The following is a 15,616-nucleotide window of genomic DNA, read 5'->3' on the forward strand; positions in this document are numbered from 1 at the left end:
GCGGTCGGGCGCCCGGGAACCGGGCCGTGGCACGGAGGGCCGGGTGCGCGCCCCGGCCGCAGACGTGGGGCGCACGGGGCGCACGGGACGCAGGGATCAGGTCGACTCGCGCCGGATGGCCTTGGCCGCCATCAGGTCGTGCCGCTGCGTAACCTCAGACGGCTCGCGCACCGCGCGGTCCACGAGCGAAGCGAGGTGGTCGCCGGTCGGCATCTCGATCTGGACCGTGCTCAGCCGGGGCCGCAGCAGCCGGCCGATGAGCAGGTCGTCGGCCCCGATGACGGCGACGTCCTCGGGGATGCCCAGCCCCTCGTCCTGGAAGGCGCGCATCAGCAGCATCGCGTACTCGTCGTTGTAGGCGAAGGCCGCGTCCCTGCCCAGCCCGCGCCAGCGGGCCGCGAGCGCCGCCGCGGACTCCTCCGAGTAGGCCATCGGGAAGGTCTCGATCTCCGCGCCGGCCACGGACCGCGCGCCCTCCAGCCGGGGCCCGGAGAACAGCTCCAGGCCCTCCTCCTCCGGCACGACGACGCCGATCCGCCGCCGCCCGCGCTCCACGAGGTGGGCGGCGGCACGGGCGCCGACCTCGCGCTGGTCCATGACGAGCGCGTGCGCACCCGGCACGCCGAGCGGACCCATCGATATCACCGCACGGGCGCCCGCGCGCTTCAGGGTGGCGACGTTGTGCGCGGAGAGCGTGATCTCGCCGAGGGAGATCACCGCCACGGGGCGCAGTTCCGCCCACGCACGCGCGGCCTCGTCGCCGGTGAGGCCGAGGCTCCCGTACTGGACCACGGTGTAGTCGAGGCGGCGCAGGGCCCACTGGAGCTCGTTCAGGAAGGTGCTGTACAGCGGGCCGACCGGTACGTGCGAGGTCGGGAGCAGGACGATCCGGGTGTGTCCGGCGCGCAGGCTGCGGGCGGCCGCGTGCGGGACGTAGCCGAGCTCTTCGGCGGCCCGGCGGACCTTGACCCGGGTGGGCTCGCTGATGCGGACGGCTTCCGCGTTGTTCAGCACATACGAGACGGTGGCGCGCGACACACCGGCGAGGCGGGCCACGTCGGCGCTGGTCGGAACGGGAGGCGGCGGCGTGGGAGCCGGCCCGGCGGCCGGTGCCGGCTGCTTCGGCGACTTCGGTGACTGAGACATTGCCGTGGCATCCTTCCAGACCGCTCGCGCCGGTTGCACCGGGGGCCCGGCGGATGGCCTGAAAGGCATGCTACACAGCGATGACACGCGTCATCGGCCCGCGGTGCCAGGCACGGGGCATCCGCCCGCACCACCTGCCCCGGAGGCCGCGACACCTGCCCCTCCCCACCCCGCGCCCCGCACGGCCGCTCCCCCCTCCCGCCCGACGCGGCGGCTCAACTCCGCGCCGCCCCAAGGGCGTCGAACCCCGACGGCCCGAACGCCCGCCCGAGCACGTCCGTCGGGGCGGGCCGAGGGCGGCAGCGCGTCCGGCGGTGGCCTGAACCGTCCGGCCCACAGGGCACCTTGGCCCGTCCACCCCCGCGAGCCGTGGGGCACCGACAGCGAATCCGGCCAACCGGGCACGCGGCGGGGTGCCGGCGGGCCACGGAAGGCCGGAGCCGCGAGCGGACGCGACGGGGATCCCACCCCGGACCGGAACCTGGATCCCACCCCGGACCGGAACCCGGGTCGGAGCCGCGTAACGGTCCGGTCGCGGGTCTAGCGGAACCCGGAGCGGCTGGGATACACAGTGTTCACACACCGCGCTGACACGTGTAACCAAACGGTCATCCGCCCGTCACCGTCACCCCTCATCCGCTCACGCCTGCCTCGGAGGTCCCCCGTGGCCACAACCGCACCCGAGCCGCTCACCGGCAGCACCGATGCCGGCACCCCGGAAACCGTTCCGGCACCAGTCCCCGGCGCCGAGCCCGGCCGCGGCCTGCTCCCGCTCCTGCTCATCGGCAACAGCGCCATGTACGCCCTCTACATCGGCGTCGCCGGAGTCCTCCTCGCCCTCCAGGTGGAGGACATCGACCCGGCCAGGAAGGTCGCCAACTTCGGCTTGATCGCCGGTGTTTCGGCCGTCTTCGCCACCGTCTTCAATCCCGTCGCCGGCGCCCTCTCCGACCGCAGCGGACGACGCAACCCGTGGATCCTGGGCGGCGGCCTCGCCGCCGTGCCGGCCATGTTCCTCCTCGGCCTCGCCGACACGATCCTGCTGATCACCATCGCCTGGTGCCTCGGTCAGGCCGCCATGAACGTCTACCAGGCCGCCCTCACCTCCGTCGTCCCCGACCGCGTGCCCGTGACCGCCCGCGGCAAGGCCTCCGCGGCCGTCGGACTCGGGCTGCCCTTCGGCTCCACCCTCGGCGCGCTGATCGGCGCGGCCTTCTCCGAGGACTACCGCACCGGGTACCTCGTCTTCGGCGCGCTCGTGGCGGGCGCCGCCGTGCTGTTCACCGCCTGCACCCGCGAGGAGCGGCTCCCCGCCCGCGCCCCGCTCCCGGTCAAGGCCCAGCTCTCCGCGTTCGCGAGCGCCCTCGGGGACCACGACTTCCGGTGGGCGTTCATCGGGCGGGCGCTGCTCGTCCTCGGGTACTTCGCGGTGAGCGGCTACCAGCTGTACATCCTCCAGGACCACACCGTGCTCCCGGACGGCATGAAGCCCGAGGCCGCGGTGGCGGTGCTGATGCCGCTGACCAGCGTCGCGATGGTCGTCTCCACCGTCCTCGGCGGCTACCTCTCCGACCGGTTCGACCGCCGCAAGCTCTTCGTCGGCGCCTCCGCCCTGCTGTCGGCCGTCGCCCTCGTGATCCCGGCCCTGTCGACCAGTTGGACCGCGATGCTGACGTTCGCCGTCGTCAACGGGCTGGCCTTCGGCTGCTACATGGCCGTGGACACCGCACTCGTGACGATGGTCCTGCCCAAGGCCGAGGACGCCGCCCGCGACATGGGCGTACTGAACATCGCCAACGCGGGACCGCAGATCATCGCCCCGTTCATCGCCTCGGTGGTCGTCTCCCTCAGCGGCGGTTACACCGCGCTGTTCGTCCTGGCGGCGGCGCTGGCCGTGGCCGGGGCCCTGGCGGTGAAACCGATCCGCAGCGTGCGCTGAACCGGCCCGGGCACCCGGCGAACGGCCCGAACACGGCCGACACCCCACTCCCCCGCTCCGCCGCACCCCGCACCCCGCACCCCGCACCCCGCACCCCGCACCCCGCAAGAAGGGCACCCCGTGCAACTCCACACCCACACCTGGGGCGAAGGCGACCGCGTCGCCCTCCTGATCCACGGCATCATGGCCGACCACCGCACCTGGCGCCGGGTCGGGCCGGCCCTCGCCGACCGCGGCTACCGCGTCATCGCCGTCGACCTGCGCGGCCACGGGGCCAGCCCCCGGGGCGCGTACGCCCCGGAGCTCTACGCGGACGACCTGGCCGAGTCCCTGCCCGCCGGCGCCGAACTCGCCATGGGCCACTCCCTCGGCGGCCTCACCCTGTCCCTCGCGGTGGACCGGCTCCGGCCGCAGCGCGCCGTCTTCTCCGATCCCGCCTGGCACCTGGCCCCGCCCGCCGAGGGGTTCGGGCCGGAGGTGCTGGCGCAGTTCAAGTACGCGCCCAGGGAGCAGATCCGGGCGATGAACCCCCGCTGGGCGGAGGCGGACGTCGATGTCGAAGTCAAGACGCTGGCCCTGTGGGACGAGGCGACGGCGCTCGGCCTCTCGGCGCTCCTCGGCAGCGACCTGCTGCCGGCCGCGCCGGTGGTCCCGTCCCTGGTCCAGCTCGCCGACCCGAGCACCCTGATCTCCCCGGAGCGTGCGGCGGTCCTCAAGAGCCGCGGTTTCGAGGTCCGTTCGGTGGCCGGCGCCGGACACACCATCCACCGGGACGACTTCGAGGGGTTCATGGCCTCGCTGGAGGGGTGGATCTAGCCTCACCGACCGCTCCCCGTTACCGTCTTCCTACCGATCGGTAATGGGGAGTGGTCACGGTGCCGGATTCGCCTTCGCCTTCGTCTTCGCCCGTGCTCACCTCCGCCGGGGCGGGCCTCGTGGAGATGGCGGCCGCACTCGCCGAAGGAAGCACCTCCGCGCGCCGGTTGACCGAGGAGGCCCTGCGCCGGATCGCGGCGGCGCAACCCCGGCTCAACGCCTTCCGGACCGTACGCGCCGAGGCCGCGCTCGCCGAGGCGGACGCCGCGGACCGGCGGCTGGCCGCGGGCGAGCGGCTGCCCCTGCTCGGCGTTCCGCTCGCCGTCAAGGACGACATGGACCTCGCCGGGGAGCCGACCGCCTTCGGCTGCGCCGGAACCTTCGTCGCGAAGGCCGCGGACAGCGAGGCCGTACGCAGGCTCCGCGCGGCCGGCGCCGTGATCGTCGGTAAGACCCAGACGCCGGAACTGGGCCAATGGCCCTTCACCGAGGGCGCGGCCTTCGGCCGGACCCGCAATCCGTGGAACACCGACCACACCCCCGGGGGCTCCTCGGGCGGCTCCGCGGCCGCCGTGGCCGCGGGGCTGGTCCCCGCGGCGCTCGGCTCCGACGGAGCGGGATCGGTGCGGATCCCCGCGGCCTGGACCCACCTCATCGGCGTGAAGCCGCAGCGCGGGCGGATCTCCACCTGGCCGGAGCCCGAGTCCTTCAACGGGCTCACGGTCAACGGCGTGCTGGCCCGCACGGTCGCCGACGCGGCGCTGCTGCTGGACGCCGCGGCCGGCCAGCACGCCGGGGACCTGCACCGTCCCGCCGGGATCCGCGCCGTCGAGGCGATCGGGCGGGCGCCGCGGCGGCTGCGGATCGCCCTGTCGTTCAGGATGCCGTTCACGGCGACGCCGAAGTCCCTCGACCCGGAGGTTCGTTCGGCGGTGGAGCGGCTGGCCGGGCGGCTGGAGTCCCTGGGCCACGAGGTGGTGCCGGAGGACCCCCGGTACGGACCGATCGGCCTGACCTTCGTGCCCCGGGCGACCGCGGGCGTACGGGACTGGGCGGCGCGGGTCCCGGACCGCGCGCTGCTGGACCGGCGTACGCACGAGGCCGTCCGCACGGGCCGGGTCCTGGGCGGTCTGCCCCTGCGGCTCTCCCGCCGGTCGGAGGCGGGCCTGCGCCGGCGGGTGGGTGAGATATTCGGCCGCTACGACGTGGTCCTGACCCCGACGACGGCCACGCCACCGCTGCGGATCGGCGCGCTGGAGGGCCTGGGCGCGATGGCGACGGACCGGGCGATGATCGCCGCCTGCCCGTACGCCTGGACGTGGAACGTCCTGGGCTGGCCGGGGGTGAACGTCCCTGCGGGCTTCACCAGGACCGGCCTGCCCCTCGGCGCGCAGCTCCTGGGCCCGGCCCACTCGGAGCCGCTGCTCCTGTCCCTGGCCGCCCAGGCGGAGGCCGCCGCCGCCTGGTCACCGGCCCGCCCGTCCTGAACCCGCGGTACGGAGGCGGCGACGCGCTCCCCCGGCCGGACCGGGCCGCCAGCCGGACCGGGCCGCCGGCCGGGAGGCCGAGCGACCGGGCCGCGAAGGCGGGTACCCTCCGCGCCATGACGGCACTTTCACCTCACGGCGGCAGCCACCTCGACCAGCCCGGCCGCGACGGGCACACCGCGACGGCCGAGGCCGATCCGCGCGCCATCGGCCCCGTGCGCACCGAGTACGCACCCGACCCCGACGGGGATCCCGACCCGGGCGAGATCGTGTGGACCTGGGTCCCCTACGAGGAGAACGACGGCCGCGGCAAGGACCGCCCGGTGCTGGTCGTGGCCCGGGAGCCGGGCGGGCGGACCCTGCTCGCGGTCCAGCTGTCCAGCAAGCGGCACGACAACGACCGGGAGTGGGTGCCGATCGGCACGGGCCCCTGGGACGGCGCCGGGCGGGAGTCCTGGGTGGCCGTGGACCGGGTGCTGCGCGTGCACGAGTCCGGGATGCGGCGCGAGGCCTGCGCTCTGGAGCGGGCGCGGTTCCGGCTCGTCGTCGACCGGCTGCGCGAGCGCTACGGCTGGCAGTAGCGCGCACGGGCGACGGCGTCGTCCCGCCCGCGCCGCGGTCAGGCCGGGAAGGCCCGGGCGAAGGCGGCGCGGGGCCCGGGGTCACGGTCCAGGATGCCGAACACGACCCGTTCGAACGTGTCCGCGAACCGGCCGGTCAGGAGGGCCCGGAAGGCCTCGGCCACCTGACCGGGGTCGTTCCGGAACACTCCGCACCCCCAGGCCCCCAGCACCAGCCGCCGGTAACCGTGCAGCGCGGCGACCTCCAGGACGCGCTCCCCGCGCCGCAGCAGGGCGCCGGGGATCTCGGCGGCCCGCTCGGGCTCCTGGCGGCGGATCGTGCCCGCGTTCGGCGCCGGGGAGGTGAGGAAGCCGGCCCGGAAGGGGATCTCCAGCAGCGCGCCCCGGTCGTCGCGGAAGACGGGGACCCCGGGCGAGTGAATCACCCGGTCGGTGTAGAACGTGCTGCGCTCCGCGCGGTGCACCGCGTAGTACTCCGGCGCCTCCAGCAGGGTCTCGTACAGGGCGGAGGCGCGGCACAGGGCCTCCTCCTGGGCCTTGGCCCCGCGGACGTAGCCGCCCCCGGGATTCCGGGCCGAGGCGAAGTTCAGGACCGCCACGGACGCGGCCCGGGAGCCCTCCGTCGCGCGCCTGCGGGCCGCCACCGTGCTGCTCTCCCCCGTGACCTCGAACGCGGTCGGACCGCCTCCGCCCAGTGACAGTTCGCCTGGAATGACAGGGTTTGGTCCATATATTCTGGTTCCTGCCCTGGCTTCCGCCAGGGCGGCGGCCAGGGAAACCTGCCGTCCCGACCGCGCCCGGTAGTCGCCGGACGCCAGGACCTCGGAGTTCTCCCGCGCGATCGCGCGCAATCTGCTGCTCACACCTCATCCTGGGCGCCGCGGCCCTTGGAAACAAAGGAATTTGTGCCCCAGGGGCGGGTAGGCACCGGTGATGTCACGGCCGACGACAGGAGACGAGGACCCGTTCATGTCGCACGACTCAGCCGTTCCCGCACCACAGGCCCCGCACACCGCAGCGCCGCCCCCCGGCGCGCCCCTCACCGAGACGGAGGCCGAGGACCTGCTCCACGGCATCTGTTTCAAGACCGGCCCGCCACGGCTCATCGGCGCCGAGCTCGAATGGCTCGTCGTGGACGCCGAGCGCCCCGGGCTGCCCGTGCCGCCCGAGCGGCTGCGCTCCGCGCACGCCGCCGCCCGCGCCCTGCCCCTGCACTCCTCGGTGACCGTCGAGCCCGGCGGCCAGCTGGAGCTCAGCTCCGCCCCCTCGGCCTCCCTCAGCGGGTGCGTGGACGACCTCCAGTCCGACCTCACCGCCGTCCGGGCCGCGCTGCTCTCCCGCGGCCTGGTCCTGCGCGGCCTCGGTCAGGACCCGCGCCGCCCCTACCACCGGCTGCTGCGCAGCCCGCGCTACGAGGCCATGGAGGCCCACTTCGACCGCACCGGCCCGGCCGGCCGGGCCATGATGTGCGGCTCCGCGTCCGTGCAGGTCTGCGTGGACGCCGGCCAGGAGGAGCCCGGCCTCTTCGGCCTCGGCCGCCGCTGGCGCCTCGCCCACCTGCTCGGCGCGGTGCTCGTGGCCGCGTTCGCCAACTCCCCCGGCCCGGAGGCCCCGTACGCCGGCTGGCGGTGCGCCCGCCAGGGGAACTGGGCCGACATCGACGGCCGGCGCGCCCTCGCCCCGCCGATGGATGCCGCGCCCCGCTCCGGGTGGGTCCGCCAGGCACTGGACACCGAGCTGATGTGCGTGCGCTCCTACGACGGCGACCCGTGGTCGGTGCCCCGCGGGATGACCTTCCGGGACTGGCTGCGCGGCGGCGGGCTGCCGGGGCTGCGGCCGCCGGACGCCGAGGACCTCGACTACCACCTCAGCACGCTGTTCCCGCCCGTCCGGCCCCGCGGCCACCTCGAACTGCGGATGATCGACGCCCAGCCCGGCGACGACGGCTGGCTGGTGCCCCTGGCCGTCGTGCACGCGCTGTTCGACGACCCGGAGGCGGCGGAGACGGCGTACCGGGTGGCGAAGGCGCTGGCGGACTCGTACGGCCACGGCCCCGCGCCGCGCAACCCGCTCTGGCGGTCCGCCGCGCGGCACGGCCTGGCCGACCCCGAACTGCGGGGCGCCGCGACCGCGTGCTTCCGGGCCGCCGCCGAGGCCCTGCCCCGGCTCGGCGCGAGCACCCGCGTGCGGGACACCGTCGCGGCCTTCGCCGACCGGTACGTCCTGCGCGGCCGATGTCCGGCCGACGACCCGGCCGGGCAGCGGCTCGCCGGAGCGGAGGTCCGCCCGTGACCACCGAAGCGCCCCACACGCCCCCCGTGGACCTGCGGGAGCGGGCGGCCGCCGCACTGACCGCGGCCCGCGCCCGTACGGCCGCGCTCACCGACCCCGTCAGCGAACCGGACCTGGTCGCGCAGCATTCGCCCCTGATGTCGCCGCTGGTCTGGGACCTGGCGCACATCGGGAACATGGAGGAGCTGTGGCTCCTGCGCAACGTCGCGGGCCGCCCGTCCATGCACCCCGAGATCGACCCGCTGTACGACGCCTTCGAGCATCCGCGCGCCGAACGGCCGAAGCTGCCGCTGCTGGCCCCCGAGGAGGCCCGCCGGTACGCGGCCGAGGTGCGCGGCCGCGTCTTCGACCTGCTGGAGCACACCCCCTTCGAAGGCACGGCGCTGCTCGACTCCGGCTACGTCTTCGGCATGATCGCCCAGCACGAACAGCAGCACGACGAAACGATGCTGATTACCCATCAGCTCCGTTCGGGCGCACCCGTCCTGACCGCGCCCGAGCCCGACGCCCCGTTCGATCCCCCGGTCACCGCCGAAGTCCTCGTACCCGGTGGTCCCTTCACGATGGGCACGTCCGCCGAGCCGTGGTCGCTGGACAACGAACGCCCCGCCCACATCCGGGACACCGCAGCGTTCTGGATCGACACGGCGCCGGTGACCAACGCCGCGTACGAGGCGTTCATCGCGGACGGCGGCTACGAGGACCCCCGCTGGTGGGCCCCGGCCGGGTGGGAGCAGATCCGCGCGCACGGCATCGGCGCCCCGCTGTTCTGGCGCCGGGAGGACGGGCGGTGGCTGCGCCGCCGCTTCGGGGTGACCGAGCCGGTACCGGCGGACGAGCCGGTGCTGCACGTCAGCTGGTTCGAGGCGGACGCCTACGCCCGCTGGGCGGGACGCCGGCTGCCCACCGAGGAGGAGTGGGAGAAGGCCGCCCGGCACGATCCGGCGACCGGCCGCTCGACCCGCTACCCCTGGGGCGACGCCGACCCGACCCCCGCCCACGCCAACCTCGGCCAGCGCCACCTGCGCCCGGCCCGGGCGGGCAGCTACCCCGCCGGGGCCTCCGCCCTCGGGGTGCGCCAGCTGATCGGCGACGTGTGGGAGTGGACGGCCTCCGACTTCCTGCCGTATCCGGGGTTCCGGCCCTTCCCGTACCGGGAGTACTCGGAGGTGTTCTTCGGCCCGGAGCACAAGGTGCTGCGCGGCGGCTCCTTCGCGGTCGACGAGGTGGCCTGCCGCGGCACGTTCCGCAACTGGGACCTCCCGGTGCGCCGGCAGATCTTCTCCGGGTTCCGCACCGCGCGGGACGGTGGGGCCTGATGTGCCGTCACCTCGCCTACCTGGGGCCGGAGGTGGCCCTCGGTAGGCTGTTGAGCGAGCCCCCGCACTCCCTGGTGCACCAGTCCTGGGAACCCCGCCGGCAGCGCAACGGCACGGTCAACGCCGACGGGTTCGGCGTCGGCTGGTACGCAGAGGGCGACCCGGTACCGGGCCGCTACCGCCGGTCCGGCCCCGTCTGGGGCGACGAGACCTTCACCGACCTCGCGCGCGTGGTGCGCAGCGGCGCCCTGCTGGCCGCCGTACGGGACGCCACGATGGCCGGGGCCGACGGCGAGGCCGCGGCGGCGCCGTTCGCGGACGGGCCGTGGCTGTTCAGCCACAACGGCGCGGTCCGGAACTGGCCGGACTCGGTGGCTCCGCTCGCGGCCTCCCTGCCGCCCCGGGAGCTGCTCCAGCTGTCCGCGCGGACGGATTCGGCGTTCGTGTGGGCGCTGGTCCTGCGCCGGCTGCGCGACGGGGACGACCTGGGCACGGCGCTCGCCGAGCCGGTCCGGGAGGTGACGTCGGCGGCGCCCGGCTCCCGGCTGAACCTCCTGCTGACCGACGGGTCGGCCATCGCCGCGACGGCCTGGGGCGATTCGCTCTGGTACCTGGCCGATCCGGGGGCCCGCCGCACGGTGGTGGCCTCCGAACCGTACGACGACGACACCCGCTGGTGCGAGGTGCCCGACCGGACCTTGCTGACCGCCACCCGCACCCGGGTCGAACTGACCCCTCTCAAGGAGTCCCCGCTCGGGGAGAAGGAGCGCTCGTGAGTGACTTCCAGTTGACCCGGACCCTCGACGAGAACGCCGCCGAGACCGCGCTGCGCGCGGACGTCCGGCACGGGCTGACGGGCACCCCCAAGGCGCTGCCGCCGAAGTGGTTCTACGACGCGCGGGGCAGCGAGCTGTTCGAGGAGATCACCCGGCTGCCCGAGTACTACCCGACGCGGGCCGAGCGGGAGATCCTGCTGGAACGGGCCGGTGAGATCGCCTCGGCGAGCGGCGCCCGGACCCTGGTGGAGCTGGGCTCCGGGTCCTCGGAGAAGACCCGGCACCTCATCGAGGCGATGCCCGGGCTGGACACGTACGTACCGGTGGACGTGAGCGAGAGCGCCCTGAGGGGAGCCTCGGAGTCGCTCCTGAAGGAGCATCCGCGACTGCGGGTGCACGCGCTGCTGGCCGACTTCACGCGGGCCCTGCGGCTTCCGGAGTCCCCCGGGCCGCGGCTGGTGGTGTTCCTCGGCGGCACGATCGGCAACCTGCTGCCTCCGGAGCGGGCGCTGTTCCTGGCCTCCGTCCGGGCGATGCTCTCGCCGGGGGACGCGCTGCTGATGGGGACGGACCTGGTGAAGGACGAGGCCGTGCTGGTGGCGGCGTACGACGACGGGCAGGGGGTCACGGCGGAGTTCAACAAGAACGTCCTGTCCGTCGTCAACCGGGAGTTGAACGCGGACTTCCACACCGCCGACTTCGAGCACGTGGCGGTGTGGAACCGGGAGCAGGAGTGGATCGAGATGCGGCTGCGGGCCCGGTCGGACCTGCTGGTGAAGATCCGGGCGCTGGACCTGGTCGTGCCGTTCGCGGCGGGCGAGGAGATCCTGACGGAGATCTCCGCGAAGTTCCGTCAGGAGGGCGTGCGCAAGGAACTGGCTTCCGTTGGACTGGAGTTGACCCAGTGGTGGACGGACGCGGCGGGCCGCTTCGCGCTGTCCCTGTCGGTCGCCCACGCCCCGGCCCGCTGAGCGGGGATCCCCGCTAGCGGCGCCGGGCCCGCGGCGGCTGCGACGGCCGCCTGAGCCGCCGCCGCGAGGTCCCGCCGGTCCGCGTACCGGCCCGGCGGGATCCGCGGCAGCAGACTGACCTCGGCCCGCACGCCGCGGGCCCGGGCGATGCGCCAGAGGGATGCGGTCAGCGGATCGTCGCCGACGAAGGCGGGCTCCCCGGCCGGCGCCCCGTCGCCCCGCAGGTACGCGAGGTGCACGGGCTGCACGGGGACCCGCGCGTCCAGGGCCGCCTGGAACGCGGCCCTGCGGAAGGGTCCCCGGGCGCGGCCGCACCAGGTGGACCCCTCGGGGAAGACGGTGACCCGGCCTCCGGCCAGCAGGGCCGCGGTGATGCTCCCTATGGTGGCGGGCAGGGCGCGCAGCCGGTCGCGTTCGATGAACAGGGTTCCGGCCCGCCGGGCGAGGCGGCCGATGACCGGCCAGGTCCGGAGGTCGCTCTTGGCCAGCATCCGGGAGGGCAGGACAGCCAGGACGAGCGGGATGTCCAGCCAGGAGATGTGGTTGGCGACGATCAGGCGCCCGCCGTCCGGACCGGGGCTGCCGTACGGGGTGACGCGCATCCCGAAGGCCCGTACGAGGGCGGTGGCCCAGGCGCGCACCGCCGCGTCCCGGGCCGCGGCGGGCAGCAGCCGGACCGGCGGGGCGCACAGGACGCCGGCGAGGACCAGGGCCGCGGCGGCGGCCAGCCGGAGCACCGCGCGCGGCAGCCCCGCGGTGCCGCCCCGGTGGCCGGCGCAGGCCTCGGGGGTGCACGGCGAGGTGGGCAGCCAGGCGCTCATGCGGCCGGGGCGAGCGAGAGGAAGTGCTTGAGGTAGCGCGGGTTGGTGCGGCGCAGGGAGAGCAGGACGTACAGGTCGGCGCAGCCGAACTCGGCGTCGAGGGCCGGCTCGCCGCAGACCCAGGCGCCCAGGCGCAGGTAGCCGCGGAGCAGCGGGGGCACCTCCATCCGGTCGGGGTGGGCGATGCCCGCGGGGTTCCAGGGGAGGTGCGGGGTGACGCGGTACTCCTCGGGGGCGAGGTGGCGGGCCAGGGTGGTCTCGCGGGTGGCGGCGGCCAGGGTCCCGCCGTCGGCGAGGGGGATCGAGCAGCAGCCGGCGAGCCAGTTGTGCCCCGAGCGGTCCATGTAGCGGGCGAGGCCGGCCCAGATGAGGGCGATGACGGCGCCGTTGCGGTGGTCGGGGTGGACGCAGGAGCGGCCGACCTCGACCAGGTCGGGGCGGATCGGGCCGAGGGCGGAGAGGTCGAACTCGCCCTCGGAGTAGAGGCGTCCGGCGACCGCGGCGCGTTCCGGGGGCAGCAGCCGGTAGGTGCCGACGACCTGGCCGGTCTCCTGGTCGAGGACGAGGAGGTGGTCGCAGTACGCGTCGAAGGCGTCGGCGTCGAGACCCGGCTCCGGGCCGTCGAGGCGGGCGCCGAGCTCTCCGGCGAACACCTGGTGGCGCAGACGCTGGGCCGCGCGCACCTCGTCCTCGTCGCGGGCGAGGCGGACGGCGTAGCGGGGGGCGTGAGCGGGAGCCGGAGCCGGTGCCTCGCGGAAGGCGGCCGGGGCGCCGGTGAGGGGGGACGGGGACAGGGGTGCGATGGTCATGGCGACTCCTGAGCCGGACACGGTGAGCCGGGCCGGCGGGTGTGCGGCCTGGCTCCTTACTTCTTCCGTGGCGGGCTGGATTCGACATGGCCGCGCCGAGGCCCCCGGATGTGCGGACGCTGAACTCGGCGGTGGGCGGCGTCCCGGGGCGCCGGCGGGCACCCCGGGGACGCCGCACCGGGCGGCGGCGGCGCGGTCCTCAGCGTCCGGGGGCGAGCAGCCGGGTGATGGTGTCGGAGGCCGATCTGGCGGCCTCCTTGGGGTCCTGGCCGGTGAGGACGGCCGTCATGTAGGGCTTGATCGGGTTGTCGGCCTCGACCTCCGCCCACCGGGCGGAGTTCGGCGTGGCCCGGCCCTGGGCCGCACCGGGGGCCATGGCCGCCGCGCCCTCGTTGCCCTCGACGACGTGCGCCAGGGTGGTCCGGTTCGGCACGTAGCTCATGGTGCGGGCGAGCTCGGTCTGCCACTTCTCGCTGACCAGGGCGGTGATCACGTCCACCGCGTGGGCCCGCTGCCCGGTGTTCTCGGGGATGATCAGGTCGGAGCCGCCGGTGAAGACGGCGCCCGGCTTCTCGGAGGTCTTGCCGGGGATCGGGAAGAAGCCCAGCTTGTCCTTGAGGGCCGGGTTGGCCGCCTCGATCTCCTTGACCTGGCTGGGCGGGGCGATGATCTGGGCGACCTGGCCGCGGGCGAACACCTCCGACTGCGGGGGCGTCTCCTCGTCCGCGTCCTTGGGGCCGTCGCCGAGCGCCTGGAGCTGCTTGTAGAACTCCATTCCGGCCAGGGCCTTGTCGTCGTGGAGCGCGCCCGTCCACGTGCCGCTGTTCTCGACGGCGAGCTCGCCGCCCTCGTCCCAGACGAACCCGGCGAGGACGTACCAGTTCTGGCCCGCGAGGTAGATGCCCTGCTGGTCGCCCTTGTCGAGCCGCTGGGTGGCCTGCATCCACTCCTGGCGGTTCTTGGGCACCGCCTTGACTCCGGCCCCGGCGAAGAGGTCCTTGTTGTAGATCACCACCCGGTTGGCCGCGTACCAGGGGACCCCGTACTGGGCGCCGTTGACGCTGCCGGGGTCGGAGAGGCCCTTGAGCCAGTCCTTGTTGCCCCATTCGCGCAGGCCCTCCAGGGTGAGTTCGGAGAGCCCGCCGACCTCGATGTAGCGGGCCACCTGGGTGTTGCCCACCTCGATGACGTCGGCTCTCTCCTTGCTCTTGCCGGAGAGGACTCCGGTCACCTTGTCGCCGATGCCGGTCCAGTCCTGGATCTTCACCTCCAGGTCGACGTCGGGATGCTCGCGTTCGAACGACGCGGTGAACTTGCCGATGAAGTCGTCGGAGGCGCTGCCCTTCATCAGCCAGAGCGTCACCTTCTGGGGCCCTGCGGCCGAGTCGGCCAGCTGGCTGCAGCCCGTGAGGGCGGTCGCGGCCGCGAGGGCGGTGCACACGGCAAGGAAGCGCATCTTCACGAAGGTCACCTTCTGGGAACGGGGCTCAGATGGCTTGAAATTGGCATAGACCAATAGGCGGGTCAAGAGGGTTTGGCCCGGGACTCTTCGCACAAAGTTCGCGGAGGATGACGAACTGGGGCACCGTGGAACAAGGCAACAGCCACCCAGTGTCGGGAGACCCCCATGTCCAATCACACGTACCGGGTGACCGAGATCGTCGGCACTTCCCCCGACGGCATCGATCAGGCCATCAGCAACGGGATCACCCGGGCGGGGCAGCACCTGCGCAATCTGGACTGGTTCGAAGTCGTGCAGGTGCGCGGGCACATCGAGAACGGCGAGGTCGCGCACTACCAGGTGGGCCTGAAGGTCGGCTTCCGCCTCGACGAAGACGCCTGAGGCCCGGCCCCGGCCGCCCGGCCCGGCGCCCGGGGCACCCGAGCCCGAGCGGCACGGACCCGCCCGACCGTACGGCGCTCCCGTGCGGGCACGCCCCCCGGGGCTCACCCCGCGAGGCGGCGCCGGCGCCGGTTCGCGGGGGCCGCGTACGCCGCTCGGGTCCGCCCCTGGGGCACGGCAGGCTCCGGGCGCGGCCACGCGCTGGTGCGAGCCCTGGGGTGCGGCCCGTTCCGGTGTGAGCCCTCCGGCCCGCTCCGGCGCACGTCTCCGGCGCGAGCCTCAGGTGCGCCCCTCGCCCTCCTGGGCCGCCTTGAGCTCCGGCGCGTCCGCCGCCCAGTCCGCCAGGACCACCCGGAAGCCCGCGGCGCGCGCAGCCCCGCACACCAGCTCGTCGTCGTCGACGAGCATCCGCACCTCGCGGCCCCGGGCGAGCCGCTTCAGCACCTCCAGCTTGGTCTGCCGGGCCGGGCGGCGGTCCTGGTTCCCGCGCATCCACAGCGTCCCCTCGGGCAGGCCGTGCCGGGCGAGCCAGCCGACCGTGTCCTTCCGGCACCGCTCGGGGCGGCCCGTCAGGTACACCACCTCGCACTCCTGCGCGCTCTCCAGAGCCAGCGCCACCCCGCGCGCGAGCGGCGGATCGGCCGGAGCCGCGCCGAAGAAGCCGTTCCAGTCCCGCGGCCGGCCCTCCAGGAAGTGCTGGCGGTGGGCCGTGTCGGCCAGGGTGTTGTCGATGTCGAAGACGGCCAGCGGCCGCGCGGTGCTCTCGGTCATCCCGCCACCCTAGGGCGCGCCCCGGCGAAGCCGGCCGGGAGGGCG

15 protein-coding genes are annotated in these 15,616 nt (G+C 74.6%); 9 read left to right on the top strand and 6 right to left on the bottom strand.

Annotated elements, in window-relative coordinates:
• Positions 1–96: 96 nt before the first annotated feature.
• Positions 97–1,146: a LacI family DNA-binding transcriptional regulator gene (locus ACZ6S8_RS23385; RefSeq protein WP_469458659.1), complete on the bottom strand. Its 1,050-nt coding sequence runs from the start codon at positions 1,144–1,146 to the stop codon at positions 97–99.
• A gap of 664 nt (positions 1,147–1,810) precedes the next feature.
• Between ACZ6S8_RS23385 and ACZ6S8_RS23390 the strand changes: the two genes are divergently transcribed.
• From ACZ6S8_RS23390 to ACZ6S8_RS23405, 4 genes are all read left to right on the top strand, one after another.
• On the top strand, positions 1,811–3,085 hold the full coding sequence (locus tag ACZ6S8_RS23390) for an MFS transporter (protein WP_469458660.1): 1,275 nt from the start codon (positions 1,811–1,813) through the stop codon (positions 3,083–3,085).
• 120 nt (positions 3,086–3,205) lie between these two features.
• Positions 3,206–3,901 carry an alpha/beta fold hydrolase gene (locus tag ACZ6S8_RS23395; protein ID WP_469458662.1) on the top strand — a complete coding sequence of 232 codons (696 nt, stop codon included), beginning with the start codon at positions 3,206–3,208 and terminating at the stop codon, positions 3,899–3,901.
• Positions 3,902–3,993: 92 nt separating this feature from the next.
• Entirely contained in the window at positions 3,994–5,388 is a 1,395-nt protein-coding gene (locus tag ACZ6S8_RS23400; RefSeq protein ID WP_469458664.1) for an amidase, read from the top strand.
• Between the two features lie 116 nt (positions 5,389–5,504).
• On the top strand, positions 5,505–5,969 hold the full coding sequence (locus ACZ6S8_RS23405; RefSeq protein WP_469458666.1) for a type II toxin-antitoxin system PemK/MazF family toxin: 465 nt from the start codon (positions 5,505–5,507) through the stop codon (positions 5,967–5,969).
• A gap of 38 nt (positions 5,970–6,007) precedes the next feature.
• Here the strand turns inward: ACZ6S8_RS23405 and ACZ6S8_RS23410 are convergent, their stop codons facing one another.
• Positions 6,008–6,832 (bottom strand): TIGR02452 family protein, encoded by an 825-nt coding sequence (locus ACZ6S8_RS23410; protein ID WP_469458668.1) that lies wholly within the window; start codon positions 6,830–6,832, stop codon positions 6,008–6,010.
• Positions 6,833–6,938: 106 nt separating this feature from the next.
• On the opposite strand from ACZ6S8_RS23410, the gene egtA reads away from it, so the two are divergent.
• The 4 genes from egtA to egtD are packed head-to-tail and all read left to right on the top strand — an operon-like array spanning position 6,939 to position 11,327.
• A complete protein-coding gene (gene egtA, locus ACZ6S8_RS23415) occupies positions 6,939–8,261 on the top strand; it encodes an ergothioneine biosynthesis glutamate--cysteine ligase EgtA (RefSeq protein WP_469458670.1) in 1,323 nt (440 codons plus the stop codon).
• Positions 8,258–9,580 (top strand): ergothioneine biosynthesis protein EgtB, encoded by a 1,323-nt coding sequence (gene egtB, locus ACZ6S8_RS23420; RefSeq protein ID WP_469458672.1) that lies wholly within the window; start codon positions 8,258–8,260, stop codon positions 9,578–9,580. Before egtA ends, egtB begins: the two co-directional genes overlap by 4 nt.
• The gene (gene egtC / locus ACZ6S8_RS23425; protein ID WP_469458674.1) at positions 9,580–10,356 is read left to right on the top strand and encodes an ergothioneine biosynthesis protein EgtC; all 777 of its coding nucleotides are present in this window, start codon (positions 9,580–9,582) and stop codon (positions 10,354–10,356) included. Before egtB ends, egtC begins: the two co-directional genes overlap by 1 nt.
• Positions 10,353–11,327, top strand: a complete 975-nt coding sequence (gene egtD, locus ACZ6S8_RS23430) for an L-histidine N(alpha)-methyltransferase (RefSeq protein ID WP_469458676.1) — start codon at positions 10,353–10,355, stop codon at positions 11,325–11,327. Before egtC ends, egtD begins: the two co-directional genes overlap by 4 nt.
• Here the strand turns inward: egtD and ACZ6S8_RS23435 are convergent.
• The 3 genes from ACZ6S8_RS23435 to ACZ6S8_RS23445 form a co-directional block, all read right to left on the bottom strand.
• A complete protein-coding gene (locus tag ACZ6S8_RS23435) occupies positions 11,210–12,148 on the bottom strand; it encodes a lysophospholipid acyltransferase family protein (RefSeq protein ID WP_469458678.1) in 939 nt (312 codons plus the stop codon). The genes egtD and ACZ6S8_RS23435 overlap by 118 nt on opposite strands.
• Positions 12,145–12,957 (bottom strand): GNAT family N-acetyltransferase, encoded by an 813-nt coding sequence (locus tag ACZ6S8_RS23440; RefSeq protein WP_469458680.1) that lies wholly within the window; start codon positions 12,955–12,957, stop codon positions 12,145–12,147. Before ACZ6S8_RS23440 ends, ACZ6S8_RS23435 begins: the two co-directional genes overlap by 4 nt.
• Before the next feature lie 199 nt (positions 12,958–13,156).
• Positions 13,157–14,419, bottom strand: coding sequence for an extracellular solute-binding protein (locus tag ACZ6S8_RS23445; protein WP_469458681.1), 1,263 nt, complete (start codon positions 14,417–14,419; stop codon positions 13,157–13,159).
• A gap of 165 nt (positions 14,420–14,584) precedes the next feature.
• Between ACZ6S8_RS23445 and ACZ6S8_RS23450 the strand changes: the two genes are divergently transcribed.
• Positions 14,585–14,800: a dodecin gene (locus tag ACZ6S8_RS23450; RefSeq protein ID WP_469458683.1), complete on the top strand. Its 216-nt coding sequence runs from the start codon at positions 14,585–14,587 to the stop codon at positions 14,798–14,800.
• Positions 14,801–15,079: 279 nt separating this feature from the next.
• On the opposite strand, the gene ACZ6S8_RS23455 is transcribed toward ACZ6S8_RS23450, so the two are convergent.
• A complete protein-coding gene (locus ACZ6S8_RS23455; RefSeq protein ID WP_469458685.1) occupies positions 15,080–15,571 on the bottom strand; it encodes a phosphatase domain-containing protein in 492 nt (163 codons plus the stop codon).
• Between the last annotated feature and the right edge of the window lie 45 nt (positions 15,572–15,616).

This window comes from Streptomyces sp. NPDC048461, assembly GCF_055587105.1.